Origin of the sequence: Rhodopirellula maiorica SM1, assembly GCF_000346295.1 — a bacterium.
GTDB classification, from domain to species: Bacteria; Planctomycetota; Planctomycetia; order Pirellulales; family Pirellulaceae; genus Novipirellula; species Novipirellula maiorica.
In genome coordinates this window covers 1-13,106 of sequence record NZ_ANOG01000775.1, presented here as the reverse complement: position 1 = coordinate 13,106, position 13,106 = coordinate 1, and the positions used below count along the sequence as shown (strand labels likewise).

Below are 13,106 nucleotides of genomic sequence, written 5' to 3'. Positions count from 1 at the left end.
ACCGCGGTCCCCGAACCACTGATCGTGGCCGCAGAGGATAAATATTGCGTTGCCGAAGAACCTGACTGACCGCTGGGATCAAATTGAACAGTCGCACCGCTGGAGACAACGAAATCGCCTTCCGAGCTTCCCGCTCCATCGAGTTGCATCTTCCCGGATTGGATGTTTGCTGTATCGTCGTTGTCGAAGCTGGGGGCGACAGATAGCGTGCCGGTGAATGTCTGGGTAATGGTGCCAAGATTCTCGATCAGTGGCGGATGGCTTACGACCGATTCCCAAGTCTCAGGATCGTAGCTGGACGCCGCACCACTGCTCCAGTTGCGATAGCTGCCGCTACCACTAATTGTGAGTGTGCCGCTGGCTTCGTTGACGAATTTGATAATTCCCGCATCGTCACCCAAGCCACCGCTTCCACTGCCACTGCCGCTTCCTCCGCCACTGCCACCCCCGTAGGGATCAGTGCTGTCATCATCGAGCTTCCAAGTTCCGTCGCTCCAGGTCAGTGAACCAGAGTTTCGCATCTCACGGTCAAGTACTTTTTCACTAGTACTGGACAGGGTGCCGGTCGCACCTGAAGCCACATAAAGAATCCCGCTGCCATCGATCCGACCTGCTGTCCAAGCAAACGTATCGGTTACCGTAACGTTCGCCGCGCCTTCTAAAATTCCACTAGAAATATTTAAGCCACCAATCTCGGATTCGTTCGCGAGCGTTAAGTGAGAGCTCCAGTTGGTCAACGCTACGGTTCCATCACCTTGGATACTGTTGACGTTGACGGCACCTGTGATGTTGACTTGATTTCCGGTAGGAATCAGCACATTGTCGCTAATGGATGGCACCGTCGACGTCGACCAATTTCCAGCGGTGTGCCAGCTGCCGCTTGCCCCGCCAGTCCAAGTCACCGTTGCGGTAGGTGGTGGATCGGCGATACCTTCAGGAAAAGTATTTTGGGATAGAGTGTCACCGTTGGATTGCTTTTCCAGTTGCAACGAAAATGTCGTCGAAGCAATGCGAAAGGGGGCGACATAACTCTTCAATTCCGCGTCCATTAACAGCTTGTTACTTGCAGAACCACTGTTGGCAAATTTATGGATCTCGATCGCTAGAACATTCGTTCCAATTACAAGATTTTTCGGACTGATTTTGATGCCGTGATAATTTGCATTCGATTCATTTATGTTCGAATTCGCTTTAGTGTTGTAATCGATCTCACCAAACGGCATGTTATGTCTTGCTACTTCGACACCATTTAAGTAGACGACGGCACCGTCATCTCGTCGAAGCGAAAGCATCAAACCGGTGTAGTCGCTGCCGCTTACTTGGAACTCTTTACGGAAGTACGTCGTGTTGTTCTTGTCGCTTGAATTCCCTCCATATCCAATGGTTGTCGTCTGGCCACCGCCATAACCAAGCGTTGCTTGGCCAGAGCCCCAAGCACCATCGTCAAACGAGATGCTATTCCAGTCCGACGCCGGCTCGCTGGATGCAACAGAATACTTCCAAGTTGAATTCTTTGATACAAACGTGGTTGAGTTTGAGTTTCCATTATTGACCCAGCCAGTTGAGTCCGGATATGCGAACACTTCACCACGAGTTTTATCCACGACAAAAAGGTCCGTCCCGAATGTGTTCAGACCTGTTGGTTCAGTAGTTATGTCTGTAGGCGTTCTGTTGCCGGGATCAAGTTTCCAGCGACCAATGTAGTTGCCGTTTGCACGCTGATAGACAAAGACTTCGCGTGAAGTTAAATCGGTCACAAACACGCGGGTTGAGTCAACCGCAAGCCCGCTGGGGTTCGCATTGCTGCTGTTCAACGTGAACGACGAAGTTGCACTCGTGTTGCCGCTAGGAGCTGAAGTAGCCGCCCCTGAATAAAAATAGACTTTGCTGGACGTACCATTCTTATCTACGACCCAAATGTGTTGGCTGTCCGTGGCAATATCGGTGGGTTCATTCAGAGTCCCGCCTGATCCCGTTCTAGGATTCCAAACCGAAGGGCTACCGAACGTGTGGGGGCCTGAATTGTAAGGGTAATCGTAAATCGACTTGTTTTTGTCGATCGACCAGAGTCGCGAGCCGGTGTAATCGCTCGCCAACCCGATAGATTGCGTATTTCCCACGTTCGGTGCGAGTTCCGATTGTACTGAGTTCCCTTCCGAGTTGTAGAAGAAAATTCGATCATCGGTCGAGGCATTGTTGTCGACGAAGAACTTGGCAGACTGTGATTGCGAGATGGGGGTCACACGTATGGTGAAATTCAGATCGTTATAGTCTTCGTCTGAATTTTGACCGGAAACCCCATAGCTTCCTCGTATCAAATCCTCATGGCCGTATCGAATGGATCCATCGGGAAGTGTCGTTACGCGGAAATGCGTGTGCCCATCGTCTGGATTGGCTTCTCGAGCTGTGAAAAATGCCAGATTCTTATAGTTGGAAGTGCTGATAGTATTATTAGGATTGTTTGCTAGCCACCAATCCGTCGTCTGATTCTGAATTGCATAGAAAGACACGAAAGAGCCCGCTTCGACCATCACACGATAGTTGTGTTGTTGGCGAGACGCACCGGACATGTTCTTGGTTTCGGCCATGTAGTCGCGATGCAAAATGACCCTACGACTTGAATGACCAATGGCAGCTAACGCATACCCCGGATCGTCAGGTAGCAAAGGGGTGCCATTGCTGTCTCGAATCGTTCCGTGAACATCTTCGACGATGAACATCCCCAATTCATTGTTGTAACCAGCGTCAACCTCCAATCCCGACAAATCAAGTTCGACATAGGAATCTTCGGTTACAGTGATGACGTCTCCGGCGATATACACGCGAAACTGACGCTGTGCCGAGCCGCCGTCATCGTCCGTTACTGTCACTGTTACCTGGTAAGTTCCATTGATCGCATACGACCTCGTTCCGGACACCTCACCACTACCAGAATCTGTTGTAAGCGAGCCGGATGATGAACTGCCATCGCCCCAATCAATGTGGTATGTATGGGTGTCGAGAATCCCCAAGTCCGTGAAGTCGCTGGTGAACGAGACAGTGCGTTCTTGCCCAGAGGGCTGCAATTCCGTATTGATCGCAATGTCTTGAACAAAAGCGAGCTCGGGTGACACGTTGGCTATATCTGCTGTTGTGGCTCCCGTTGACACCGTTTGTGCCCCCTGTTTCAGCACCACAGCAATTGCATGATCCCCTGAAATATCATCCGCATAAGCATGGTTGGCACTGATCAAAATATCGTTACCAGAGACGGACGTTGACACGTCGTTACTCGTCGTTCCATCTCCCCATGTGATATCCGCGGTATACGTCAACGAGGTATCTAGCCCGGCCGCAGAGCCAGTCAGCGAGACTGACGATCCTTCGTTACCACTGACTGCAGCAAGGTCGATAGTGGGGGCGGAGACCACGACGTCAAACATCTTGCTTGCAGACCCCCCATCGTCGTCGACAACAGAAACGGTGACGGTATAAGTACCAGCTACGCTGTAGGCGTGCTGAGTATCCGGAAGCGTCCCGCTGGTCGCTGTTCCTACCGAACCATTGGTCACGCTCGGCGTAACAACTTGTGTTTCAGATCCGTCGCCCCAGTCGATTGTGGCGGTAAAGGACTCCGTAGTCGGTCCAAAGGTAAATCCAGGATCGGTGAACGTTCCGAGTGAAAACGTTTGAGAAGTTCCCGCGGTTGCCGCTTGGTTATTAGGCTGCGTCTTTGTTGGGACGATATTTCCGATCGTGGAAACGGTTGATCCTGTTGCAACTACAGTTGAAGATTGCTTGAATGTGACATTAACTGCATAGTTCCCGTTTTTGTTGTCCGCGTAAGTGTGACTACTGCTGACCAATACATCGTCGCCGGAGACCGTCGTCGCAGCGCCGGTGGTAATCGTCCCGTCGCCCCAGGAAATGTCCGCTGTATAAGTTTGTGATGTATTAAGCCCAGCAACCGAGCCATTTAAGGTTACGGAGGCACCCTCGTTGCCACTGATCGCAGACACGTTGACAGACGCTGTGGAGACCACAACGTCGAATGTCTTGCTGTCAGTACCACCGTCATCATCGGTGACCGATACGGTAACAGTGTAAGTGCCGGCTGCGCCGAATGTGTGAGAAGTGTCTGGAAGCGAGCCGTTGGTAGCCGTTCCGGGAGAACCGTTTGTGGAACTAGGAGTAATACTTTGCGCACTCGTTCCATCGCCCCAATCGACCGATGCCGTAAATGTCTCACTGGTTAAATTAAATGTAAACCCGGGATCTGTGAATGAACCCAGGGGAAATGTTTTTGATGAACCGACAATGGCGGTTTGGTTGGACGGTTGCGATTTTGTCGGAGCAACATTCGCGATCGTTGCAATGGTTGCGCCGGTAGCGACCACGGTTGACGCTTGCTTGAGGGTCACACTGACGGCATAGTTACCGCTCTTGTTATCCGCGTAGGTATGATTGCTACTGATCAGCACATCGCTGCCTGAAACCGTGGTCTGAACGTCTGTCGTGGTCGTCCCATCGCCCCAGACGATATCAGCAGTGTACGAAAGAGAAGGGGGCAGACCCGATGCCGCCGCGCTGAGCGACACTGAGCTACCCTCGTTCGCAGTAATCGCGTCAATTGCGATCGCAGGAGCGCTGACCGTAACGTCGAATGAGCTAGTTGCCGAACCACCATCGTCATCATTGACAGTGACGGTGACCGTATAGGTCCCCGTTGTACTGAAAGTATGTGAAGTGGCGGGAAGTCCTCCGGTTGTAGCCGTGCCGACTGAGCCGTTGGTTACGGTGGGCGTAATCGACTGAATGCTGGTCCCATCCCCCCAGTCGACAATTGCTGAAAATGTTTCACTTGATGAGCCAAATGAAAATCCAGGGTCGGTAAAAGTGCCCAGAGTAAATGTCTTCGACGTTTCCGCAGTTGCGGTTTGATTCGATGGCTGAGTGGTAGAGGGAGCTACGTTGGCGATGGTTGCAACAGTGGCGCCGGTCAAGAACAGCTCACTGTTGTGCGAGAGCGTAACCGTGACGGCGTAAGACGACTCGCTGGGATCTGCATTGTCAGCGTAGGTATGTTCACCGCCAATAACAAGATTCGTGCCATCAAGCGACAGGGTTCCTGACGAAGTCGTCCCATCGCCCCAATCGATCTGAGCAGAATAGCCGCTGGTTGTCGTGACACCCGGCAGCACCGCCGACAATGACGTCGCTTCGCCTTCATTACCTGTGACGGGATCGATGATCAGCGACGCAGCCGTTTGCTTCAGCCCAAAGGTTGTCCCTTGGTCTTGGTCGTTATTTACCAACCGCATAACAACCGTCGCTGTGGATCCTGGCAGCAAATCCGATATATCAAGCTGAACCACTCCCGAAACACCGGAGGACGGCGAGTCGGGCTCGTGATCAACCAACGATCCTAGTGACGGGGACTCTTCTTCTGTGAAATTGAAGTACGAATCTCGATTACGCAGATATGTCGGTACGATACTGCGGCCTGTCGAGTCAACGAGTGCGACCTCAAACGCGTCATTGATAAATCCGGTGTCCGTCGTGTCAAACGCCCCAAAGTACTCGAACTCAAGCGCCGAAGGGTTGGAGGGGATCGTTATGCTACGACGAGCCTCTACCAAGAAAGAGTTGCCCTCGGTAAGGACCAAATCGCCAGCGACTCCAACCACCGTCCCTTCGCTGTCGCCTGTGCCGCCTGACTGAATCCAATCCCATCCCTCAAGCGGCGTTGTTACGCCTGGGCCGACCAGGATCACTCCCGACTCGGGGGCTCCTGGATCACGAACGATCCCATTGGCGATCCCGTCTGCATCTCCTCGACCTCCGTCCTGCAAATAAAGTGTGACGCGGTTACCGCTGAGCACGGCCCCGGTTTGCCCATTAAAGTCAAATGGGGCAAGCTGTCCATCCGCATCAGGCTTGTAGTACCGGCTGGCATGGGTTCCTGGAGGTAGAATCAGCTCGGCACTTGCCACGGTTCCTGCTGCAACTCCTTGAATGTCGAACCCAATCAGACCAAATGGCAAGCGGCGTGAAGCGAGTGTGTTTTCCACAGCAGAAACCGGCCGAACATTTTGCAGCGAATGTTCGGCAGAAACGATGGTCACAAAATGCCCGTTCTTGGCATCGGGTAGTGAAGCAACTGATGATTGCAGCCAGTCGTCGCTCCCGTCTTCGTTGCCATCACCGTTGTTTGACGCTAACTTTTCAATGGCATCAATGATGCCATCGGAATCGGAGTCTGGCCCGCTTACCAATGCTGTTACGCTGGACTCTCCGATCGCCACTCCTTCTTCGATTGTTAACCGAGCCGATAGCGAGCTTAACGTTGGGTCTGCGTTATCCAGCACAATGCTAAATTCATAGACATCGTTATTAGCCTTGATGATTTGAGAACCGACACTGTCCCCTTCCGGGGTCACGAATTCGATTAGCGCGTTATTTGCAGTACTGGTTTGGGGGGCTTGTCCGAACAAATAGATCTGTTCATTATTCAAGCGAAATGCCGCGAGCTCAATATTGAGCATCGGCTGACTTGACTTTTCTTGCAGTTCAGCATCTTGACTAACCGGCTGTACTGGCCTCTGAACATCATAAGTGTCTTGCTCACGTTGTGGGGCGTTTGCATTTGCCGATTCGTTCGAACCTGAAATTTGATTGTTCGTTGAATCGCTGAGGTCAGACGCGTCGCCGCTATCGCTGCCTCTACTGCCGCCACCGGAATCACGGCGTGCATCATGATTAGCCCCCGGCGATCCTGCTGTTTCCTGAGCTTCGTGCGGTGGGGTAAGACTGCCACCGCCTCCCCCCTCTCCAGACATGCCTGCTGCACTGCGGGGCATAAGTGAGCCATCGATCAGCCCTAGACCTTGCTCTACCTGCTCGCTTGGCTCAGTGTCCTGGAAGGCCCCAACAAGCTCCGATGAGACGCCGCTCGAGAGCTGAGGGAACCATGCAGAGGTTATGCTTTCTCGCCGTTTCGCCCGGATCTGATCGAGATCGTCGTTTGACTCAAATGGGCTGAAACGAGGCTGATTGCGAGTACTGGCATTGCCGGCGAAAGCAGATCGGTCGAATTCGGCTTCAGGATTAGGTAGCGGCCGAAAAACAGGAGATTCCGGCGAACCGTGTTTTTCAGGGCTTGTTGGAGTAGGAGACAAAAGCCTGCTCGGCCGTCCTTCCTGGTCGCCCAACAGAGAGATAGGCGACAGCGGTAACATGCTGCCTGGATGATCTCGACGCTCAAGTGCTTGGAGTAATTGGACCCGTGCTTTCGACCTCTTATGCTTCTTAACTCTGCTGTTCCGCGATCCACCGAGGCCGGCTAAACCTTGATCAATTCTCCAAGACATTGTCTACCTCTTTAAGGATGGAGTGCCGATCCAAGTGTTGCTTATTTGCCTTGGGGCGTTTCACTTGCTTGTCGGCGAGCGGAGCGTTGGAGCTGAGTCTATGGCCTGCGTAGGCGCGACGCAAGTAACTCCGACATATTCTTTTGTAAGTTTTTTTTGAATCCTCACAAGCATGTTTTTCTTTCTACCAATTGATGTGGATTTGGTTAAAAACATTGTTTTTAGGTTAGAAGTTTCGTAGTCTATGGACCCTGTTCTGTCGTGCCCATCGAGATTTGTGAGCACCGCAAGACGAGCAGGACTTGTTTCCACAACAACGCCAATAAATTCGTGGAGTCCGCCATATGGACGTGTTGTACTTTTTAAAACACAGTCGATGCGACGATCTCGAAATACGGTTTTCCCTTCGCAGCGTCGCGCAGAATTTCCCTGACGCGGGGAAAGTTTGGATTTTCGGCGACTGTCCCGCATTCCTCAGCGACGACAAGACACTTGTCGAGCACGTTCCTCATGATTACATCGCAAGTCTTCTAGGTTTCCGGACGCCGATCACCAATTTTTTTCAGCTGCAATTGGCAGCATCGCTGATCCCCGAACTCAGTCAAGAATACCTATGGTTCTGCGATGACTTCATGGTCCTGAGTCCGTTAACGATGGATGCAGCGAGGACGGTTCGCTACTTAGAAGACCTCGACCAAGTGCAACAGTGCCGCAGCGGACTATGGCTGGATTCCCTTTGGCGCACCTACGATATTCTGAAACGCGAGGGGTACCCACGGCTGAATTACGAAACGCATGTTCCCACCTATTTCCGGCGAAAGTGGGTACTGGACGCCTACAATCAGTTCTGTGACTGGGTAACACACGACCGCTTTTTGGGAATGCTCGGACCAACTGCAATCCTCAATCATGCGCATGCCAATGGCCGCTTTCAGCCAGTGGACCTGTTGGCAGAGATGACCAGAGCGGGATTTTACAAGAAGACATTTCACTTCGAGGATATCGAGCAAACCAGCACAGATAAACTGTTCATGAGTTTTGATGACCACGCATTTAACCCAAATATGCTGCGATTTTTGCTCAAACACTTTCCAGCTCCCTGTCGCTTTGAAAAACACAGTGATCTGAACGAGATGAATGGCCTGCCTACTGCCGAGGAAAGTTACTTGCAAACCGTTGCCTATGTTGGAAGGTGACGGCGGCCCCAGGTGCAAGTAAGCAAAAAGTAAAAACACTCCTGTTGTGACCTCGCCCTCTCCGCTTGCGATAGAAGCGCTTGCAGTAGAGTTTTGCGAGGTCATTTTTGAGCGAGCCTATCGGTTGGTACTGTCGCAATATCTCGGGACGAGAAAACTGCATGGCGTATCTAAGAGGCGGAAGAGGCAGCCAGTGTTACAGAAGATTTTCTGGTGCTTGCTCAATCGACAATGCCTCACCGCTATCTTCTAGGCCAGCCGACACCGCTCGCTTCAACGATATACGATGCCTTGGATCGCACGTCAGGAATTGAGGATGGCTACCGGGAGCGTCTTGATTGGTCGCATGCTTAAGATTGGCAAAACATTATGAAATCACGAATTGTCTTTTCTTGGGAGTGGGGCTCCGGCAACGGGCATTTACGACGTTTCGTACCACTCGCAGAAAGCTTGCAAAAGCGTGGACATGAGATCGTATTAATTTCGCGGGAGCAGTCACGAGCAAAGAAAATATTTGCTCATACAAGTATCCCAATCTTACCGTGTCCTGATCTGCCAACAAATCGCTCACAACCCTTTCGATCTCCGCAAACCTATGCCGGGCTAGCTTGGAATCTAGGCTTACATGATTCTCAAGCGGTCATTCGCTCAGTCGCGGCATGGAAACAGATGTTGATGCAAATACAGCCGACTCATATGCTCTCCGATTTTGGACTCATTGGTCCTATGGTCGCCAATTGTCTAAATATACCGACATCCAGAATAGGACTGGGATTCGGGACGCCTCCATCTGAATCAGTTCTAGAAGCAATGTTTGGTCAGACGCCGACGGAAGAGGAGCTGTCGATCGCCTATCGGATAGAATCATCACTCTCACTCGCGACCCATACGAGCCGGTTGCGGTCTCTATCAGGTTGGAGTGAGATATTCCATACAAATGGTCCAGTATTGTTGGTTACAGTTGCCGATTTCGATCCTTACAACGGATTGCGGCAACATTCAGAATATTTAGGAGCATGGAGCGACGAAACGGGAGTAGAGCCGTCTTGGGGCAACCCTGGCGGCACAAAAGCATTTTCGTATTTGACGCCAGATTCGAAAATTGTCGGTCGTTGCAAAGAGTTGTCGCGTATTGGACTCAACGTGCTTCTTGTTTGCGGTGGAGCCATTCCCGACGGGTTGCACAGCATCCCTCGATTGACCGTCACCGACCAGTTGCTGAAGACCGGTAGCTGCAAGGACGCCTGCTCACTGGTGATCTGCAACGCAAATCACGGGCTAACCCTTCGATCACTCGAGCTTGGCCTACCAGTACTAATGTTTCCTCGCTACATCGAACATCGGTGGAACACGAGCGTGGTTCAAAGGTTGGGCTTCGGCGTCGACCTCTCGGCTCGGTCTCCCGATGAATGGCCATCGGCCGTGCTGGGCTTAGTTGGCGACAAAGAGCTGCAGCAACGCCTGGCTCAATACGCTGACGTGTTACGAAGCCAGAATCAATCCTCGCTTACAGCTTGTGTGAACGAACTTATTTCATGGATTGAAGGCTGAGCGATCGACTACCGCGCAAACGAGCCATCCAAACACCGATCCACGAACAGTTAAGCGTGGCTACCATTTCGGGCAACAATTAAAAGTTGCCATGCGTGAGTTCTATCGGACCAGTGTTTTGTTTGATGCAAAGTAAATAGCTTCCCTCGCACTCGGTCAATTGCTAACAAGCGGGTGTTTGACTAGCTACTCTTCTTAAGCTTTGATTCCGCCTTCTTCAGATTTTCGACCACTTGCCCCAATATCTTTTGGACGTCGACCAACAAATCGGCTAATTCCGCATACTCGGTCACCGCTTTTTCTCGAACCGAAGACCGCGACGATGCAACATTCTCGATAAACTTGTTGTCCGCGACATCTTCTAGTCGAGCTCTGAAATCATCAACACGAGATCGGACCGCTTTTGCTCGCTGCAAAGGCTTGACCACCGCATACGTGTTGTCGTTTCCATTTTTCTCCGCAAATGCTCGATTAGAATCTCGGATCTCTCGCTGTAGCTGTTCACGGGTCCATTCGTGTTTTAAGCACTGCTCAAAAATGCGTTTGCGATCCAAATCGGACCGAACGCCAACAATGTCGATTAGGTAGATTGCCGAAACGCCCCCCGACCGAGAGTTCTGGACCTTCTGCTTCTTCGCCCGCTCGACTAGTCCTTGATCGAGCGTGCCGAAATCAAGCAATCGCTTTGCGGTTTTCGGATCGTTTGTCACATCTCGAAGCATCGTTAGCGCATCATCGGCCGATTCGATTTTGCTTGCCTCGGCGTGAATCCGCTGAAACCCATTGATCCGTGAGATTCGGTCTTTTTTTTCAAACAACTTGCGCCAACGTTTGATCGTCTTGTCTTTACCTATCGCGTTTGCGCTCTTGAGATCACGAGACGTTCGACGTGTCGAACGTGATTTACTTGCTTTTTGCTTCATCTTCAATGGCTGGATTTATAGTGGGATAGCATTAACACAACTGATACAAGCATATCAACTCGTGCGAGACACAGTGTGCGACAGGCCTTCTCCCCGTCCCAAAAACTATTTAAGAGGGACGAACAGTTCTTTCTCTTACGTTGCTCCAGAGATACGGGTTGCTTGCTGAGCCAATGTGTATTCCCTTTGGTGCGGCCTTGGTTAAGCCTGAGGGGGTGCGTCCGGCGTACGCGTTCAGCAGAACTAGCGTTTTTCAGTTTCTTCCAAAGACGCGGCGGGCCTTGGTTTGAGCGGCGCGGGTTATCGATTCTCGTTTCGGTAGTTGTGGATTAATTCGGCATGTGCAAACGTCCACAGGGCCGAAATTCGAAACTAGAGCTCACACTTGCCAACTGTCAGACCGCAACGTAAGTCACTCAGGCACCGTTCATTTCTCCAGTTCACCATCGAATGGATTGGAGGGGGCAAGGACGAGTGTCATGCAGAAGCGTCGCCGCGAGCCAGTTGTCGAACTCTTCATTCTCGACTGAGATATATCCCAACGCTCTCACGACGGTGCTGACCGAAGGCGAATTTAAGTGTTTGCAAGTACGCCAAAGCTTCAATAGGCAGCTGCTAAGAGAATTCAATGCTTCTTGATCAAACGGAGCTTTGAAGTCAGAACCAATCGCGGTCGCATCATACGGCGTTTGAGACTGGTCCTTTGCGAGCAGCCGATTTTTAAGATATGAAATCGACAATTCATCCTTCATAATGGATTGGGGTGTTTCTTCTCAAACTCGCCGAATCATTTTTTTGACGTTAGGCAACGCGGCTTCCCATTTCCCGTGACTCCATCGACGAGGAAAAAGCTCTGGAAAGGCACGTGGCTGCATCTTCCAGAATTTTTCTTTATCCACGGGATGTCCTTCGGAACTAAAAACTGGTTGCATTCGATCCCAATTGCTACCGCGGTACTGCCACTGCTGCCTGTTGATCAGTGGTGGATACGGATTGGCGATTACCCTCGGCTACAACTGCTGGTTGCCTACCTAGTCGCGTTGGTGTTACTGATACCGTTCCGCAACCGACGAGGATTCGCGATAGCTGTTTCGGCGGTCTTGGTCGCCTGTGCTATTCAAGTGTTTTGGATTTATTCCTATCTGCCATTCACGCCGAAACATGTTGAGGCCGCAAAGAGTTCAGCCGCTGAAAAGCAACTCCGTGTGATGGCCGCCAATGTCTTGCAGTCCAATCAAAATGCAGATCTGTTGCTAGAGTTAGTTCACCGACGTGAGCCGGATTTGCTGGTGCTGTGCGAAATTAGCCACCGCTGGGCAGCCGATATCGCATCACTGAAAGACCACTTCGCTTTTCATCGCGTCCATCCAATGGACAATGGATACGGAATTGCGTTTTACAGCCAATTGGAAGTCTCGCGTTGCGATAGGCGGGCCATGGTCAAAGAAGAAATCCCGTCGATCGACGCTGATATCATTCTAAGAGATGGTGCGTTGGTACGAGTCTTTGCAGTCCATCCAAATCCGCCTCGTCCCGGTGAAGATACAACGAAGCGCGATGCCGAGCTGATCTTGGTAGGACGTGAAGTTCAAGACGACGAGAGTGTCATTGTGCTTGGCGATATGAACGATGTCGGCTGGTCGCGTACCAGCGACCTATTTCAAGAAGTTAGTGGACTACTCGATCCACGTGCTGGACGAGGGTTCTACTCCACCTTCGACGCTACGTCTTGGGTGATGCGATATCCGCTGGACTACGTATTTCATAGTGACGACTTCCGAGTGGCCGAAATGGAAGTGCTTCCGCCGATCGGTTCGGACCATTTCCCTTTCTGGATCCAACTTAGTCATGAACCGTCTGCTGAATTGGAGCAGTCGGCTCCTGATTTAGACGCAGGTGACCGAGAGGACGCTGCTGACGCGGTCGAGGCAATATAATTCTCTTCATGCACTCTGCCCTTTAAGGACGCGCAAATGTCATCCTTACCCAATCCTGACTTTCCAGCTTCAGACTCTCGGTCAGACGTGAAACAAGTTGAACAAGAGCTCGCCGAAAAGGNGTCGGAAGTCCAACGGTTGAAGCGGGAT

The 13,106-nt window shown here is 51.5% G+C and carries 5 protein-coding genes; 3 read left to right on the top strand and 2 right to left on the bottom strand.

Features of this window, described 5'->3' with window-relative positions; all coding sequences use genetic code 11:
- Positions 1 to 6,839: beta strand repeat-containing protein (locus RMSM_RS25185; RefSeq protein ID WP_160168370.1), on the bottom strand; the 6,839-nt coding region annotated here is incomplete at its 3' end.
- A gap of 854 nt (positions 6,840 to 7,693) precedes the next feature.
- Between RMSM_RS25185 and RMSM_RS25180 the strand changes: the two genes are divergently transcribed.
- Together RMSM_RS25180 and RMSM_RS40110 are read left to right on the top strand one after the other, a co-directional pair.
- Positions 7,694 to 8,545: a hypothetical protein gene (locus RMSM_RS25180; protein WP_008703214.1), complete on the top strand. Its 852-nt coding sequence runs from the start codon at positions 7,694 to 7,696 to the stop codon at positions 8,543 to 8,545.
- Positions 8,546 to 8,914: 369 nt separating this feature from the next.
- Positions 8,915 to 10,096: a glycosyltransferase gene (locus RMSM_RS40110; RefSeq protein ID WP_008703213.1), complete on the top strand. Its 1,182-nt coding sequence runs from the start codon at positions 8,915 to 8,917 to the stop codon at positions 10,094 to 10,096.
- Between the two features lie 182 nt (positions 10,097 to 10,278).
- Here the strand turns inward: RMSM_RS40110 and RMSM_RS25170 are convergent, their stop codons facing one another.
- Entirely contained in the window at positions 10,279 to 11,019 is a 741-nt protein-coding gene (locus RMSM_RS25170; RefSeq protein ID WP_008703210.1) for a hypothetical protein, read from the bottom strand.
- A 926-nt stretch (positions 11,020 to 11,945) separates the two neighbouring features.
- Here RMSM_RS25170 and RMSM_RS25160 point away from each other — a divergent pair.
- On the top strand, positions 11,946 to 12,956 hold the full coding sequence (locus RMSM_RS25160) for an endonuclease/exonuclease/phosphatase family protein (protein ID WP_008703206.1): 1,011 nt from the start codon (positions 11,946 to 11,948) through the stop codon (positions 12,954 to 12,956).
- Positions 12,957 to 13,106: the final 150 nt, after the last annotated feature.

Excerpts from the sequence above, each read along its gene's own strand:
- RMSM_RS25180 (WP_008703214.1), top strand. The coding sequence starts at position 7,694 with ATGGACGTGTTGTACTTTTTAAAACACAGTCGATGCGACGATCTCGAA.
- RMSM_RS40110 (WP_008703213.1), top strand. The coding sequence starts at position 8,915 with ATGAAATCACGAATTGTCTTTTCTTGGGAGTGGGGCTCCGGCAACGGG.
- RMSM_RS25170 (WP_008703210.1), bottom strand. The coding sequence starts at position 11,019 with ATGAAGCAAAAAGCAAGTAAATCACGTTCGACACGTCGAACGTCTCGT.